This window comes from Achromobacter sp. KK8 (assembly GCF_054188005.1).
The window spans coordinates 3,792,916-3,809,095 of record NZ_CM135178.1 but is presented as its reverse complement, the minus strand read 5'-3'; the positions used below and the strand labels follow the sequence as shown (position 1 = coordinate 3,809,095).

Annotated in this window: 13 protein-coding genes; 5 read left to right on the top strand and 8 right to left on the bottom strand. The window is 69.0% G+C overall.

Features of this window, described 5'->3' with window-relative positions:
• Positions 1–4: 4 nt before the first annotated feature.
• Entirely contained in the window at positions 5–637 is a 633-nt protein-coding gene (locus tag ACVN9Z_RS17560; RefSeq protein WP_458212440.1) for a LysE family translocator, read from the bottom strand.
• Between the two features lie 471 nt (positions 638–1,108).
• Between ACVN9Z_RS17560 and ACVN9Z_RS17555 the strand changes: the two genes are divergently transcribed.
• Positions 1,109–1,945 carry a DUF72 domain-containing protein gene (locus tag ACVN9Z_RS17555; protein WP_458212439.1) on the top strand — a complete coding sequence of 279 codons (837 nt, stop codon included), beginning with the start codon at positions 1,109–1,111 and terminating at the stop codon, positions 1,943–1,945.
• A gap of 79 nt (positions 1,946–2,024) precedes the next feature.
• Here ACVN9Z_RS17555 and gorA read toward each other — a convergent pair whose 3' ends face one another.
• The 4 genes from gorA to nirK form a co-directional block, all read right to left on the bottom strand.
• On the bottom strand, positions 2,025–3,383 hold the full coding sequence (gene gorA / locus ACVN9Z_RS17550) for a glutathione-disulfide reductase (RefSeq protein ID WP_458212438.1): 1,359 nt from the start codon (positions 3,381–3,383) through the stop codon (positions 2,025–2,027).
• 213 nt (positions 3,384–3,596) lie between these two features.
• Positions 3,597–6,257, bottom strand: a complete 2,661-nt coding sequence (gene aceE / locus ACVN9Z_RS17545; protein WP_054518052.1) for a pyruvate dehydrogenase (acetyl-transferring), homodimeric type — start codon at positions 6,255–6,257, stop codon at positions 3,597–3,599.
• Positions 6,258–6,546: 289 nt separating this feature from the next.
• A complete protein-coding gene (locus ACVN9Z_RS17540) occupies positions 6,547–6,873 on the bottom strand; it encodes a c-type cytochrome (RefSeq protein WP_053499478.1) in 327 nt (108 codons plus the stop codon).
• Positions 6,874–6,886: 13 nt separating this feature from the next.
• Entirely contained in the window at positions 6,887–7,969 is a 1,083-nt protein-coding gene (nirK, locus tag ACVN9Z_RS17535; protein WP_458212437.1) for a copper-containing nitrite reductase, read from the bottom strand.
• A gap of 182 nt (positions 7,970–8,151) precedes the next feature.
• Here nirK and ACVN9Z_RS17530 point away from each other — a divergent pair, with 182 nt between their 5' ends.
• Complete coding sequence (locus tag ACVN9Z_RS17530) at positions 8,152–9,000, top strand: Crp/Fnr family transcriptional regulator (protein WP_223308641.1); 849 nt, start codon at positions 8,152–8,154, stop codon at positions 8,998–9,000.
• Here the strand turns inward: ACVN9Z_RS17530 and ACVN9Z_RS17525 are convergent.
• Together ACVN9Z_RS17525 and ACVN9Z_RS17520 are read right to left on the bottom strand one after the other, a co-directional pair.
• Positions 8,895–9,722 carry a formylglycine-generating enzyme family protein gene (locus ACVN9Z_RS17525; RefSeq protein ID WP_053499480.1) on the bottom strand — a complete coding sequence of 276 codons (828 nt, stop codon included), beginning with the start codon at positions 9,720–9,722 and terminating at the stop codon, positions 8,895–8,897. The genes ACVN9Z_RS17530 and ACVN9Z_RS17525 overlap by 106 nt on opposite strands.
• Before the next feature lie 175 nt (positions 9,723–9,897).
• Positions 9,898–12,183, bottom strand: a complete 2,286-nt coding sequence (locus ACVN9Z_RS17520) for a nitric-oxide reductase large subunit (protein WP_458212436.1) — start codon at positions 12,181–12,183, stop codon at positions 9,898–9,900.
• A 225-nt stretch (positions 12,184–12,408) separates the two neighbouring features.
• On the opposite strand from ACVN9Z_RS17520, the gene ACVN9Z_RS17515 reads away from it, so the two are divergent.
• Positions 12,409–12,864 (top strand): MarR family winged helix-turn-helix transcriptional regulator, encoded by a 456-nt coding sequence (locus tag ACVN9Z_RS17515; RefSeq protein ID WP_006384279.1) that lies wholly within the window; start codon positions 12,409–12,411, stop codon positions 12,862–12,864.
• Between the two features lie 21 nt (positions 12,865–12,885).
• Complete coding sequence (locus ACVN9Z_RS17510; protein WP_458212435.1) at positions 12,886–13,614, top strand: aspartate/glutamate racemase family protein; 729 nt, start codon at positions 12,886–12,888, stop codon at positions 13,612–13,614.
• Positions 13,615–13,627: 13 nt separating this feature from the next.
• On the opposite strand, the gene ACVN9Z_RS17505 is transcribed toward ACVN9Z_RS17510, so the two are convergent.
• Positions 13,628–14,338: a Crp/Fnr family transcriptional regulator gene (locus ACVN9Z_RS17505; protein WP_006384277.1), complete on the bottom strand. Its 711-nt coding sequence runs from the start codon at positions 14,336–14,338 to the stop codon at positions 13,628–13,630.
• A 194-nt stretch (positions 14,339–14,532) separates the two neighbouring features.
• Between ACVN9Z_RS17505 and ACVN9Z_RS17500 the strand changes: the two genes are divergently transcribed.
• Positions 14,533–16,170, top strand: a complete 1,638-nt coding sequence (locus tag ACVN9Z_RS17500; RefSeq protein WP_026383827.1) for an acyl-CoA synthetase — start codon at positions 14,533–14,535, stop codon at positions 16,168–16,170.
• The last annotated feature ends 10 nt before the right edge of the window (positions 16,171–16,180 follow it).

Here is a 16,180-nt window from a genome sequence, read left to right as displayed (position 1 = left end):
AATCTCAGCGGCGCGAATCGAGCGCCATGCGCAGCGCCAGGCCGGCCAGCACCGTGCCCATCAGCCAGCGCTGGATCGCGATCCACAGCGGCCGGCCGGCCAGGAAGCCGGCGATCGAACCCGCCATGATCGCGATGACGGCGTTGACCGACAGGCTGATGGCAACCTGCGTCAATCCCAGCGCGATCGACTGGCTGAACACGCTGCCATGGTCGGGCTGGATGAACTGCGGCAGCAGCGACACGTACAGCACGGCGATCTTGGGATTGAGCAGGTTGGTCAAAAGCCCCATCGTGAACAGCGTGCGCGGGCTGCTGGCCGGCAGCTCGCGCACCTGGAACGGCGAACGCCCGCCCGGGCGCACCGCCTGCCAGGCCAGGTACAGCAGATAGAGCGCGCCGCCGAAGCGCAGCGCGTCGTAGGCGTACGGCACCGACATCAGCAGCACCGTCAGGCCGAATGCCGCGCACAGCACGTAGAAGATGAAGCCCACCGCCACGCCGGACAACGAGATCAGCCCCGCCTTGGGCCCCTGCGAAATCGAGCGGGACACCAGGTAGATCATGTTGGGCCCGGGCGTGAGCACCATGCCCAGGGCGACCAGGGCGAACGTCAGGAGATTGGCGATGTCAGGCATGATGCGCCGGCGCGGGCCGGTCGGTAGTGGGAAGATGAACAGCCACGTTATCTGAAATCTGTATCGGAACAGCGGATTTTTTCGCGCGGCGTGGCGGCCTGGAAACAACACACCGGCGGCGATTAAATGTCGCCGGATGGGCCGCGGCGGCCGCGAGGTATACAGTGATCGGCTAGGGCCTGCTCACACTAAAAGGAGCCTCGCATGAGTACCCAAATGAGTGACTATCAAGGCGCGAAGCGCAGTCGTGGCAGGTCCCCGGCGAGCATTCGCAACGCTGAGAGGCGCTCATTTGGGTACTCACCCTTCGGGCAGGCCGGTAATCGGGCGCCAGGCGTCGTTGCGCTCACCTTGCGTGGCACAGCCACGCGGCGGCGACCGCGCCTAGCCTGGCGCCCGATTACCGGCCTGTGCGAGGCTCCTTTTAGTGTGAACAGGCCCTAAGGCCGCAAGCCCCGGGAGGATCCACGCATGCCACCACGATCATCACCCGCCACGCCCGGCGCCGGCCGTGCCGGCGCCATCCGCGTCGGCGTGGGCGGCTGGACCTACGCGCCCTGGCGCGGCGCCTTCTACCCCGACGACCTGCCGCACGCGCGCGAACTCGAATACGCCAGCCGCCAGCTCACCGCCATCGAGGTCAACGGCACCTACTACAGCAGCCAGAAGCCGGCCACCTTCGCCAAGTGGCGCAACGAGACGCCAGATGATTTCGTGTTCTCGCTCAAGGCCTCGCGCTATGCCACCAACCGACGCGAACTGGCCGGCGCCGGGGAATCGGTGCATCGCTTCGTGCACGGCGGCATCGCCGAGCTGGGCCCCAAGCTGGGGCCGATCGTGTGGCAGTTCGCGCCCACCAAGGTGTTCAACGCCGACGACTTCGGCGCCTTCCTGGCGCTGTTGCCGGACGCGGTGGACGGGCTGCCGCTGCGCCACGTGATGGACGTGCGCCACGCCAGCTTCGCCTGCGAAGAATACTTGGCCCTGGCGCGCCGCCACGCCGTGGCCACGGTCTACACCGACAGCGAAGACTACCCCTCGCTGGCCGATGCCACCGGCGATTTCATCTATGCGCGGCTGATGCGCGCCAGCACCGCCTTCAAGGCCGGCTATGCGCCCAAGGTGCTGGACGCCTGGGCCGACCGCCTGCGCACCTGGGCGCGCGGCGCCGATCCGGACGACCTGCCACGGGTGGGCACGCGCAAGCCGTCGGGCGCGACGCGCCCGCGCGACGTCTTCGCCTTCTTCATCAATGGCGCCAAGGAGCGCGCGCCGGCGGCGGCGCGCGCGATGATCGAGCGGCTGTAGCCGGCGCGGCCGCGCCGGGCCGCCTGGCGCGGCTGTGCTGGCCGTCAAAGGATGCCGGCCCCGGGGACCGGCGACGGCGTCAATTCGCGACCGGCGTGCGCAGCGTCACGAATTCCTCGGCGGCGGTGGGGTGGATGCCGATGGTGTCGTCGAACACGCGCTTGGTGGCGCCTGCCTTGAGCGCGATGGCGATGCCCTGCACGATCTCGCCGGCGTCAGGGCCGACCATGTGCACGCCCAGCACCTTGTCGGTGTCGGCGTCGACGATCAGCTTCATCAGGGTCTTTTCCTGCGATTCGGTCAGCGTCAGCTTCATGGGACGGAAGCGGCTTTCGAACAGCTTGACCGGATGGCCGGCGGCGCGCACCTCTTCGGTGGTCATGCCGACGGTGCCGATGTTGGGCAGGCTGAACACGGCGGTGGGGATCAGCTTGTAGTCGACCTTGCGGTATTCCTCCGGGCGGAACAGGCGGCGCGCCACCGCCATGCCCTCGGCCAGCGCCACCGGCGTCAACGGCACGCGGCCAATGACGTCGCCGATCGCCAGGATCGAGGATTCGCTGGTGCGGTATTCGTCGTCCACCGCGATGAAGCCCTTGTCGTCGAGCTTGACGCCGGTGTTCTCCAGGCCCAGGTTGTCCAGCATCGGCCGGCGGCCGGTGGCGTAGAACACGCAATCGGCCTCGATCACGCCGCCGTCCTTGAGCGTGGCGGCCAGGGTGCCGTCGGCGCGCTTGTCGATGCGCGCCACCTCGGCGTTGAACTTCAGGTCGATGCCCTTCTTGGCGAGTTCGTCGCGCAGGTGCTCGCGCACCGCCTGGTCGAAGCCGCGCAGGAACAGCGGACCGCGGTAGACCTGGGTGGTCTGCGCGCCCATGCCGTTGAAGATCGAGGCGAACTCGACCGCGATGTAGCCGCCGCCCACCACCAGCACCCGGCGCGGCAGCGTCTTCAGGAAGAAGGCCTCGTTCGAGGTGATGGCGTGTTCCTTGCCGGGAATGTCCGGCACCTGGGGCCAGCCGCCGGTGGCCACCAGGATGTTGGCGGCGGTATAGGACTTGCCGTCGACCTCGACGGTGTGCGGGTCCTTGATGCGGGCGTGGGCTTCGAGCAGCGTCACGCCGCTATTGACAAGCAAGTTGCGGTAAATGCCGTTAAGACGCTCGATCTCGCGGTTCTTGTTGGCGATCAGCGTGGGCCAGTCGAAGCTGGGCTGGCCGGCGTTCCAGCCAAAGCCGTGGGCCTGTTCGAAGTCTTCGCTGTAGTGGGCGCCGTAGACCAGCAGCTTCTTGGGCACGCAGCCCACGTTGACGCAGGTGCCGCCCAGGTAGCGGCTTTCGGCCACCGCCACGCGGGCGCCGAAACCGGCCGCGAAGCGGGCCGCGCGCACGCCGCCGGAGCCCGCGCCGATCACAAACAGGTCGAAATCGAATGCCATGGTGTTTCCTTCGCCGTCCCGCTGCCGGGACGCATTTCACTGTCGGGAGAAGCGCTATTTTGCACCAGTGCGGCCCCGTCGGCCGCCATGCCCCCAGCCCCGGCCCGGTCACACCGTCGGAGATCCGGCGCGGATCCGGACCAGCGGCCCGTCACCGCGCCGGCGCGCCCCGGTGACAGGATGCCGGCGTCGCGGCCCGGCCGCCCGCGCGCCCTACGGCAAGGCCGCCGACACCGCCTCCGGATCCAGCCCGTAGCGCCGGATCGCCTCGGCCGCCCGCTCCGCCGGCAGCACGCCGTCGTCGGCCAGCGCCTTGAGCGTGGCCAGCGCGATGTGGTGCCGGTCCACTTCAAAGAACGCCCGCAGCGCCTGGCGCGTATCCGAACGGCCGAAGCCGTCGGTGCCCAGCGTCACGTAGCGGCGCCCCACGAAAGGACGGATCTGCTCGGCCACCGTCTTCATGTAGTCGGTGGCCGCGATCACGGGCCCCGAGGTGTCGGCCAGGCGCGTTTCGACGAACCCCTGGCGCGCCGCGTCCAGCGGATGCAGGCGGTTCCAGCGCTCGGTCTCCTGGCCGTCGCGGCGCAGCTCGGAATAGCTGGTGACGCTCCAGACGTCGGCCGCCACGCCGAAGTCCTGTTGCAGCAAGTCGGCGGCGGCCAGGGTCTCGCCCAGGATGGCGCCGCTGCCCAGCAGTTGCGCGCGGACCTCGCCCGGAGCGCCCTCGCGCAGGCGGTACATGCCCTTCAGGATGCCGGCCTCGGCGCCTTCCGGCATCGGCGGATGGGCGGTCTTCTCGTTGATCAGCGTCAGGTAGTAGAAGACGTCTTCCTGCTCCTGGTACATGCGGCGCATGCCGTCCTGCACGATCACGGCGATCTCGTAGGCGTAGGCCGGGTCGTAGGCGATGCACGACGGGATCACCGAGGCCAGCACGTGGCTGTGGCCGTCGTCATGCTGCAGGCCCTCGCCTTCCAGCGTGGTGCGGCCCGAAGTCGCGCCCAGCAGGAAGCCGCGCGCGCGGATGTCGCCCGCCGCCCAGGCCAGGTCGCCCACGCGCTGGAAACCGAACATCGAATAGAAGATGTAGAACGGGATCGTGGCCACGCCATGGGTGCTGTGGGCGGTGGCGGCGGCGATCCATGAAGCCATGGCGCCCGATTCATTGATGCCTTCCTGCAGGATCTGGCCGCGCCGGTCCTCGCGGTAGACGCTGAGCTGGTCGGCGTCCTGCGGCGTGTACAGCTGGCCCACGTGCGAGTAGATGCCGACCTGGCGGAACATGCCGTCCATGCCGAAGGTGCGCGATTCATCGGGCACGATGGGCACCACGCGCGCGCCGATCTGCGGATCCTTGAGCAACTGCGCCAGGATGCGCACGAACGCCATGGTGGTGGAGAATTCGCGGCCGTCGCTGCCCTTCAGGTGCGCGGCGAAGGCTTCCAGCGCGGGCGTGGCCTGCGGGCCCGGGCCGGCCGGACGCAGCGGCAGGTGGCCGCCGGCGCGCCGGGTGGCGGCTTCCAGGTAGGCCTGTTCCGGGCTGCCGGGTTCCGGCTTGAGGTACGGAATGTCCGCCAGGCGCTCGTCCGGCACCGGCAGGTCGAAGCGATCGCGGTACGCGCGCACCGCCGGGTCGGCCATCTTCTTCTGCTGGTGGTTGGTGTTGGCGGCTTCGCCGGCCGCGCCCATGCCGTAGCCCTTGACGGTCTTGGCCAGGATCACCGTGGGCTGGCCGCGATGCGCCAGGGCCGCGGCGTAGGCCGCGTGCATCTTGACCGGGTCGTGGCCGCCGCGGTTGAGCGCGCCGATCTCGTCGTCGGTCAGGTGCGCCACGCGCTCGAGCAGCACCGGGTCGGCGCCGAAGAAATGTTCGCGCACGTAGGCGCCGCCGCGCGCCTTGAACACCTGGTATTCGCCGTCCACGCATTCCATCATGCGGCGCCGCAGGCGGCCGTCGTGGTCCTGCGCCAGCAGCGCGTCCCAGCCGCCGCCCCAGATCACCTTGATGACGTTCCAGCCGGCGCCGCGATAGACGCTTTCCAGTTCCTGGATGATCTTGGCGTTGCCGCGCACCGGGCCGTCCAGGCGCTGCAGGTTGCAGTTGACCACGAAGATCAGGTTGTCGAGTTTTTCGCGGCCGGCCATGGCGACTGCCGCCAGCGTCTCGGGCTGGTCCTGCTCGCCGTCGCCCAGGAAGCCCCACACGCGCCGGTCCTGCGCCGCGATCAGGCCGCGGTCTTCCAGGTAGCGCATGTAGCGCGCCTGGTAGGCCGCCATCAGCGGCCCCAGGCCCATCGACACGGTCGGGAACTGCCAGAAGCCGGGCATGGTGCGCGGATGCGGATACGACGCCAGCCCGCCGCCGCCGATTTCGCGACGGAAGCGGTCCAGCTCCGCTTCGGACAGGCGCCCTTCCAGGTAGGCGCGGGCGTAGATGCCGGGCGCCGAATGGCCCTGGATGTAGAGCATGTCGCCCAGGTAGTCCGGCGTGGCGGCGCGGAAGAAATGGCGGTAGCCGGTTTCGTACAGGGTGGTGGCCGAGGCATAGGTGGCGATGTGCCCGCCCACGCCGGAATGCTTGCCGGCGCGCAGCACCATGGCCATGGCGTTCCAGCGCAGATAGGCGTCCAGCCGCGCCTCGATGCGGGTGTCGCCGGGGAACGGCGCCTGGGCCGGCAGGCCGATCGTGTTGACGTAGGGCGTGACGCCGGCCGCGGCATAGCCGCCGCTGCGGGCGCGGTCCTGGTCGATCAGGCGGTCCAGCAGGTAATGCGTGCGCGGCAGGCCTTCGTGCGCCAGCACAGCCTGCATCGCGTCCAGCCACTCGCTGGTTTCTTCGGGGTCGATGTCGACGCAGTCGATCTCGGGTTCCATGGGCATCCTCCTTGTGGTGCGCAAGCGGCGCCCGGACACGAAAGGTCGGCGCCATCGTTTCACATCGTGAATTGCATTTGCATAATGTGCAATTGCAATCGTATGGAGGTTTTTGAACAATTGCAAGTGCAACTATTTGAGCGAATGGGCGGCACCCACGGGACCAGGCCCGACGGCGGGAACCTTGGAGGCGGCCGCGCCAACCTGCGGGCGGGACAACGGCGAGGCGGGAAGGAAGGAAGGAAGGAAGGAAGCGGCCCGGCCATCGCGGCCGGGCTCCTGTCCGCGCCTAGCGCGCGGCGTCCATCATGTACGCCACGGCGGCGCGCAGCGTGGCCTCGTCGGCGGCGGTGCCGCCGCGCGGCGGCATGGCGCCCTTGCCCTTGAGCACCGTGGCCAGCAGCGCGTCGGCGCCCTGCGCCAGGAACGGCGCCCAGGCCTGCTTGTCGCCCAGCTTGGGCGCGTTGGCCACGCCGCTGGCGTGGCATACCACACAGGCCGAGCGGTACAGCTTTTCACCGGCCGGGTCGAGCTGCGCCGGCGCGTCGGCCGCGGCATGGGCGAACCCGCCCACGGCCAGGCCGGCCGCCAGTGCCAATCTGATTGCGAGGGACATGGCGGGCTCCTGGTCAGCGCAGAATCGGCGCGGGCGCCTTGATCTGCTTCATCAGGTCGTCGTTCCACTTGCCCTCGACCTTGATGTGGCCGGCCGCGCCCAGTTCGAAGGCCTCGATCAGGTTGTGGTTCAGGTAGGCATACACGCCAGGCTGCTTGAAGGTGTAGAGCGCGGCGCCGGCCGACCCGCCGCGGATGAACCAGGTTTCCAGGTCGCGCTGCGGCGGGTTGGCGAACTTGCCGGTCTCCCAGACCCAGTCGCCATGGCCGCCGATCAGGTGCGGGCGGGTGTCGCGATTGGCCTGCGAGTGGATCAGCAGCACGGTCTCGCCGACCTTGGCGGTGAGCGCGTTGGCGCCGGTCAGCGCGCCGACCTTGCCATTGAAGACGATGTGCGACGGCGTCAGCGTGCGCATCACCTGCACCGTGTCGCCATAGCTTTCGGCCAGCGTGGCGTAGTCCTTGTACTTGCCGTCCGGGCCCTTGGGGATGTACAGGTCGAACTCGCCGATGGTGTAGGCGCGGTCGTAATGCAGCGGCTTGCCCTGCGGATCCTTCAGGCCGTCTCGCGGCAGCACCATCAGCGTGCCGCTCATGCCCGACACCACGTGCCAGGGCACCATGCCTTCGGGCGCGCAGTGGTAGACGAAGGTGCCGCTGCGGTCGGCCTTGAAGCGCAGCGTGGCCTGCTCGCCAGGGTTGACGTTGGTGAGCTTGGCGCCGCCCAGCGCGCCGGTGGCGCCGTGGAAGTCGACGTTGTGCGGCATGGCGTTGGTGGCCGGGTTGACCAGCGTCAGCTGGACGTAGTCGCCCTCGTGCACCACCAGCGTGGGGCCGGGCATGGAGCCGTTGAACGTCATGGCCTGCAGCGTCGTGCCCTTGTCGTCGATCACCATCTTCTTTTCCTCGATGGTCATGGTGAATTCGACGACTTTGGGGCCCGACTTGGTCGCCTGCTCGTGCGGATGCACCTGGGGCGGAGCGACCAGCGTGACCTTGGTATGGGGCAGCTTGTCGGCGTCCTGCGCCCAGGCGGTCCCGGCGGCCATCGTAAAAGCCAGCGCCGCCGCCAGCAAAGTGGGCCGTAATGCGTTCATGTCCAGCTCCTTATCGGGTTTTCAACTGCCGTGTAGGTCGGCAACCCTATTGAATGGCGCATGCCCTTCCCGTTCTTTGCTGTAGCGCAAACTCGGCGCCAGCCTGGCGCCGCGCGCGCATTGCCTCGGCCGGGTGGCGGTGCCACCATGAAAGCGCAATCCCCCCATGCCAGGAGCCCGTGATGCCGTCGCCCCTTTGTCATGCCCTGCTGCGCAATCTGGATCTCTTCAAGCCCTTGTCCGATGCGCAGCTGGAATCCGCGCTGCGCGGCGCGCAGCCCTGCCGGCTCGAAGTTGGCGCCGTGGTCTACCACCAGGGCGCCAGCGCCGCGCATTTCTTCGTGCTGCTCAGCGGCTGCCTGAAAGTGGCGCAGGTCACGCCCGAAGGCGGCCAGGTGGTGGTGCGCTACGTCAATCCCGGCGATCTTTTCGGCCTGGCGTGCGCCATGCGCCAGCCGCGTTATCCCGCCACCGTGCTGGCGGTGCAGGAAAGCGTCTGCCTGGCCTGGCCCGATGCGCTCTGGGAGCATTTCACCAATCACCACCCGCAGCTGGCCGCGCAGGCCCTGCAGACCATGGGCCGGCGGCTGCAGGACGCGCACCTGCGCATCCAGGAACTGTCCAACGACGAGGTCGAGCAGCGCGTGGCCCGCGCCATCCTGCGGCTGGTGGACAGTGCCGGCGAACCCACGGCCGACGGCATCGGCATCGCCTTTCCCATCACGCGCCAGGACATCGCCGAGATGACCGGCACCACCCTGCACACCGTCAGCCGCCTGCTCAGCGGCTGGAAACAGCGCGGCATCGTCGACAGCGGCCGCAAGCGCATCGTGCTGCGCTCGCCCGCCGCGCTGGCGCGGGTGGGCGCGCACGCGGCGGCGCCGACCTGTGCGGGCTGCACATCCTGTATCGACGGGCCGCCGCCTCAGGCCGGGCCGTCCTCCCGCACCAGCCTCAGCCCCAGGTTGGCCGGCGGCACGCCGACCGAGCAGGCGCCGCCCTTGGGGTCGCGGATGAAGTCGGGCAGATAGGCGATGTGCCGCCCCGCCGCGACGCGGATGCCGCAGTTGCGGTCGGCGCCGTCGTCAGGGCCGGCTGTCACGGCCTCGCCGCCCTGCGTGAGCGCCAGGATGCGCCGCGTGTAGCAGTCATCGGTCCATTCCCACACGCTGCCCGCCATGTCCATCAGCCCGGTGGCATTGGTGCCATAGGCGCCGAACGGGCGCACCTCGGTGGCTTCCTGGCCGCGGCGGGTCTGCGCGTCGTACTCGGCCAGCCAGCGCTGCGCCGGATCGGCGTCCGAGGCGGGCAGCGGCGTTTCCTCGCGGTAGGCCTCGCCGGCCGCATAGACCCATTCGGCATACGTCGGCAGGCGCCAGCGCTGCCCGCTGCGGTCCGACAGCCAGGCGGCGTAGGCCGAGGCGTCGCTCCAGCTCAGGCCGATCGCGGGCAGGTCCGGCGCATCCAGGTCCCGGAAGCCGGGATCCAGCGGCTTGCAGGCGCCGGCGCGGACACAGGCCGCATACTCGGCCTGGCTGACCTGGCGCGTCATGATGACGACGCCGCGCGCCAGCTCCGCGCGCAGCGGCGCCGGCGACACCGGATAGCCGTTGCGCAGCGTCTCGCCCGGCGGCAGGTAGGCTACCTGCCCCGGCGGCAGCCGCGACACGTCGGGGGAAAGGGAACGGGCCCGCTCGGCGGGCCCGCAGGCGGTCAACAGGACCAGGAAGACAGCGGCCAGCGGGCGGCGCATGGATGGCGCTCCGGTTGCGCCCGGGGTCACGATGCCCCGGGATACGCTGTCATTGGAACGCCGCCCGGCCTGGTCCTCTTTGCGCTGGCGCAATGAGCGCAATGGACCGGGCGCAAACAGCAGGCCGCCGCCCCGTGGATGCGCCTGCCACGCGCATCCACGCCGGACCCGCAAGCTAGCGGCGCGCGGGCTCGGCCCGCAGCACCGGCTCGGCCGCGGCGGGTTTGCCGCTGAGCAGGCCCAGGATGACCTGCACCACCATCGCCAGCGCCCCCAGCAGGAACACCACGTCGCCGAAGGTGCGGCCCCAGCGCAGGGTCTTGAGGATGTCCTGCTGCATGAAGGCCTCGCTGCGCGCGTACCACATGCCTTCGCTGACGCTGGCATGGAACTGGATCAGGCCGATCGGCAGCAGGCTGGTGAAGATCATCAGCGCCAGGCCCAGGTTCAGGCCCCAGAAGGCCAGCTTCATCAGGCCGGGGCTGAGCGCGTACTGCGGCCGGATGTAGCGCAGCACCAGCAGCGTGAAGCCCAGCGCCAGGAAGCCGTAGACCCCGAACAGCGCGGCGTGCGCGTGCACCGGCGTGGTGTTCAGGCCCTGGATGTAGTACAGCGACACCGGCGGGTTGATCATGAAGCCGAACACGCCCGCGCCCAGCATGTTCCAGAAGGCCACCGCCACGAAGCACATCAGCGGCCACTTCAGGTTTTCCATCCACGGCGCGCGCGTCTTCAGGCGCCAGTTCTCCCAGGCTTCGTGGCCCAGCACGATCAGCGGCACCACTTCCAGCGCCGAGAAGCTGGCGCCCACCGCCATCACCGGCGTGGTGGTGCCGGCGAAGTACAGGTGGTGGAAGGTGCCGGGAATGCCGCCCAACATGAACAGCGAGGCCGAGGCCAGGCTGGCGGTGGTGGCCATGCGGCGCGACACCAGGCCCAGCGTCGAGAAGATGAAGGCCAGCGCGGTGGTGGCGAACACTTCGAAGAAGCCTTCGACCCACAGGTGCACGATCCACCAGCGCCAGTACTCCATCACGGTCAGGTGGGTGCGCTCGCCGTAGAAGAAGCCGGCGCCGTAGAACAGCCCGATGGCGCCGACCGACGCGGTCAGCAGCGCCAGCAGGTTCTTGTCGCCGCCCGGCGTGCGCAGCGCCGGCACGATGCCGCGCAGCATCAGCACCAGCCAGAAGCAGATGCCGGCGAACTTGCCGATCTGCCACAAGCGGCCCAGGTCGACGTATTCATAACCCTGGTGGCCCAGCCAGAAATTCAGGTCCGGCGGCATGATCTGCGCGATCGCCAGGTAGTTGCCGGCGAACGAACCGACCACCACCAGCACCAGCGCCCAGAACAGGATGTCGACCCCGGCCTTCTGGTACTTTGGATCGCGCCCGCCATTGATCAGCGGCGCCAGGAACAGGCCAGCGGCCAGGAAGCCGGTGGCGATCCAGAACAACGCGCTCTGGATGTGCCAGGTGCGCACCAGCGAATAAGGGAACCACTGCGACAGGTCGATGCCATAGAACTTCTGCCCCTCGACCGTGTAGTGCGCGGTGAAGCCGCCCAGCAGCACCTGAAAGCCGAACAGCGCCACCACCAGGAACAGGTATTTGCCCAGCGCCCGCTGCGAGGGCGTGAGCGCGAAGGTGGTGAGCGGGTCGCGCGCGGGGGCCGGCGGCTCGTCCTCTTCCTTGCCGCGCAGGAAGGCCCAGGCCCAGATCAGCAGGCCGATGCCGGCCAGCAGCACCACCACGCTGATGATCGACCACATCACGTTTTCACTGCTGGGGTGGTTGCCGATCAGCGGTTCGTGCGGCCAGTTGTTGGTGTAGGTGACCGAGGTGCCCTCGCGCTCGGTGGCGGCGGCCCAGGCGGTCCAGAAGAAGAAGTGCGTCATCTGCCGGCGACGGTTGGCGTCCGGCAGGGTGTTCTCCTTCATGGCGTAGTTTTCGCGGCTGCGATGCAGCGCCGGCGCGTCCGAGAACAACTGGTCGTAGTAGGCCTCGGTCTGCGCCACGGCCTGCGCCCGGCGCGGGCTGAGCGTGAGCTTGCCGCCGGCCGCGTCCGCGCGGTTGGCGCGGTACTCGGCCTTGAGCTGCTCGCGCAGCGCGGCCTGGGCCGGCGCGTCGAGCTGGCCGTAGTCGCGGCCGTGCGCATCGCGCGCCGCCAGATCGAGCCAGGCCATCAGCTCGCGGTGCAGCCAATCGGCGGTCCAGTCGGGCGCCTGGTAGGCGCCATGGCCCCAGATCGAGCCCAGCTGCATGCCGCCGATGGACTGCCAGGCGGTCTGGCCATCGAGAATGTCGTCGCGGCCGAACAGGCGCGTGCCGTCGGCGCTGGCGACCTCCTCTGGAATGGGCGGCGCCTGTCGGTAGACTTCACCGCCATAGAAGCCGAGCAATGCGAACGTGACCGCCAACACGGCGATCAACGCGAACCATAACCTTCGATACGGGCCCATGATGGGAACACCCTCCTGTGTTGCGTTGTGGGGTATGCCCTCCCATGCGAAATTCGTGCCAGGGAAAAAACCAGGAAAATCAGCAACTTGAAACAAGGCCGGTGCTTTCTACCCGAACCTGGCAGGGTATAAAGAACCGGCATGCGGTGATTTCCACCCTGCCAGCGGCGGTCCGGGCCTCTACAATCCGGGCTGCGAAATCTCTAGACAAAAGGAAGCGACCGCATGGCCACGGGCAAGCCCGACGCGTGGAGCCTCTTCCTGACCGCGCATGCGCTGGTGGTGGAAGAGATCGAGAAACGACTGTCCGCCGCCGGCCTGCCGCCGCTGGCGTGGTATGACGCGCTGTGGGCGCTGGAGCGCGCGCCGCAAGGCACCGCGCGCATGTTCGAGGTGGCCGAGCGCATGGTCATCGCGCGCTACAACCTGACGCGCCTGATGGACCGCATCGAGGCCGCCGGACTGGTCGAGCGCTTCCGTTCCGACGAGGACCGCCGCGCCACCTATGCCCGCATCACGCCGGACGGCCTGGCGCTGCGGCGCAAGATGTGGAAGGTCTACGGCCCGGCCATCGACGAATTGTTCCTGTCGCAACTGCCGCAAGCGCAGCAGGACGCCATGGCCGAACAATTCCGCCAGATCGCCCGCCATGCGCGGGCCTTGTCCAAACCCGCCGCCTGACCCGGCCGCCACGGAGTCCGCATGCCCGCCCGTCCGCCCCTGCACATCGGCATCGTCGCCTGCTCGGCGGAAGGCGCCGCGCTCTGCTACCGCACGATCTGCGCCGAGGGCGCCCAACGCCTGGGGCCGCACGCGCACCCCGAGGTGTCGTTGCACAGCCTGTCGCTGGCGGACTACGTCGCTTGCCTGGAACGCAATGACCTGGCCGGCGTGGGCGCGCTGATGCTGACCTCCGCGAACCGGTTGGCGCTCGCCGGCGCGGATTTCCTGGTCTGCCCCGACAACACCATCCACCAGGCGCTGGACCACGTGCTGCCGCGCTCGCCCCTGCCCTGGCTGCACATCGCCGAGGAAGTCGCCGCCGTGGCGGCCGCGCGCGGCCTGCGCCGCATCGGCCTGCTCGGCACCCGCTGGCTGGTCGACAGCGCGGTCTACCCCGACAAGCTGCGGGCGCGCGGGCTGGACTACGTGCGCCCGGCGCCAGACGACCGCGACCTGCTGGCGCGCGTCATCATGGACGAACTGGTCTACGGCGTCTTCAAGCCCGAATCGGTGGCCTTGCTGCAAGGCGTGGTGGCGCGGCTGCGCGACGCCGGTTGCGACGCGGTGGTGCTGGGCTGCACCGAATTGCCGCTGGTGCTGGACGACGCCAACTGCGCGCTGCCGACGCTGGACTCCACCCGCATCCTGGCGCGCGCGGCCCTGGATCACGCCCTGAACGCGCCTACGCCGCCGCGCGCGGCGGCCTGAGGCGCGCGCGCGTTCAGAGCTGGTCCAGCCCGTACTGGCGCAGACGATCCAGCGCCAGCACCTTGATCTGGTTGTACGACAGCGCCAGCACGCCCTGGTCCGCCAGCGTCTGCAAGGCCTGGTTGACGCGCTGGCGCGACAGGCCCGTCAGGTAGCCCAATTCTTCCTGTGAAATCGCCAGCGTCAGGTCGGTGGACGGATACAGCTGCGGGTTGAACAACTGCGCCAGCGACTGCGCCACGCGCGCATCGGCGTCCAGCAGGCGATGGTTCTGGATCGAGGCGATGAACTCGCCCATGCGGTCGTTCAGCTGGCCGATGACGAAATGCGAGAACGGCAGGCTGGCCGCCAGCAGCGCATGAAAGGTGGCGGCCGGCACCAGCAGCACCAGCGACGGCTGGATCGCCACCACGTCGTACTTGCGCAGCTCGCGCTTGATGACGCTGCCCTCGCCGAACCAGCCGCCCGGCGGCACCCCCGAGAACGTGCAGCTGCGCCCCGACTCGTTGTAGATCGCCAGCTTCAGCAGGCCGCTGTGCACCCCCAGCCAGTAATCCGACGGCGCGTTGCGGCGCGCGATCCAGGCGCCGCTGGCCACGTGTTCGGCGCGCGCCGTGGCCAGCACCAAATCCTGGTGCGGCGCGTCCAGCGCGGTGAACCAGGCGCAGCCGCGCAACAGCGCGGCCAGCTCGGTCCGGGAAACATCGTTTGAAACGTCGGACATGGAAAGAACCGTGTAAAACTGCGGGTTGGGCGCCTGGAAAAAGGTCTGTCATGCAGGCGACAGACACCATTTTCCGGCGGCCGATAAGCTCTAGCAAGCAGCGGGATTCGCATCAGCATCAAACCCGGCGATCCAGATCAAGTTTCCCGCACAAAAGCATATCCGGGCGTCCCCGCGCCCCACAGGAGACAAGCATGAGCAGCATGTTCGACCACGGCCTGGCACGCCGTGACGCCAACTACGAGCCCCTGACCCCGGTCGACTTCATCGCCCGCGCCGCGCAGGTCTATGGCAACCGCCTGGCCGTGGTGCACGGCGCCGTGCGCCGCACCTGGGCCCAGACCTACGAACGCGCGCAACGCCTGGCCGGCGCGCTGGCCGCCGCCGGCATCCAGCGCGGCGACACGGTGGCGGTGATGCTGCCGAACATCCCCGCCATGGTCGAGGCGCATTTCGGCGTGCCGATGCTGGGCGCCGTGCTCAACACCCTCAACACCCGCCTGGACACGCCCAGCGTGCTGTTCATGCTGGGCCACGGCGAAGCCCGCGCGCTGATCGTCGACACCGAATACGCCGAGGTCGCGCAACGCGCCCGCGCCGAATTCCCGCACCTGAAAGTGATCTCGGTGCACGACCTGGACGGCGCCCCGGCCACCCTGCCCGGCGCCACCGACTACGAGGCCTTCCTGGCCGCCGCCCCCGCCACCTTCGACTGGCGCCCGCCGGCCGACGAATGGGACGCGATCGCGCTGAACTACACCTCGGGTACCACCGGCGATCCCAAGGGCGTGGTCTACCACTACCGCGGCGCGTACCTGAACGCCGTCAGCAACATCCTCGAATGGGACATGCCCAAGCACCCGGTCTACCTGTGGACGTTGCCGCTGTTCCACTGCAACGGCTGGTGCTTCGCCTGGACCGTGGCGGCGCGCGCCGGCGTCAACGTCTGCCTGCGCAAGTTCGACCCCAAGACCGTGTTCGACCTGATCCGCGCCGAGGGCGTGACCCACTACTGCGGCGCGCCCATCGTGCAAAGCGCGCTGGCCAACGCGCCGGCCGAGCTGCGCGCCGGCATCACCCATACCGTGCGCACCATGGTGGCCGGCGCCGCGCCCGCGCCGGCGGTGATCGCCAAGATGAAGGAAATCGGCTTCGAACTGACCCACGTCTATGGCCTGACCGAGGTCTACGGCCCGGCCGCCGTGTGCGCCCCGCAGGACGCCTGGAACGACCTGGAAGACGAACAGCGCGCCCTGCTGACCGCGCGCCAGGGCGTGCGCTACCACCTGCAGGCCGGCGTCTCGGTGCGCAACCCCGACACCATGGAGGAAGTGCCGGCCGACGAGCAGACCGTGGGCGAAATCATGTTCCGCGGCAACATCTGCATGAAGGGCTACCTGAAGAACGAGCGCGCCACCGACGAGGCCTTCGGCGGCGGCTGGTTCCACACCGGCGACCTGGGCGTGATGACGCCCGACGGCTACATCCGCATCAAGGACCGCAGCAAGGACATCATCATCTCGGGCGGCGAGAACATCTCCAGCATCGAGGTCGAGGATGCCCTCTACCGCCATCCGGCCGTGGCCGCCGTGGCGGTGGTGGCCATGCCCGACCCGAAATGGGGCGAGACGCCCTGCGCCTTCGTCGAACTCAAGCCCGGCCACAGCGCCACCGCCGAAGAGATCATCGCCCACTGCAAGCTGCTGCTGCCCGGCTTCAAGGTGCCGCGCGCGGTGCGCTTCGGCGAACTGCCCAAGACCTCGACCGGCAAGATCCAGAAATTCGAACTGCGCGCCGCGGTGGGTTCCACCCGCGCCATCGACGCCACCTGATTCCCTCTCA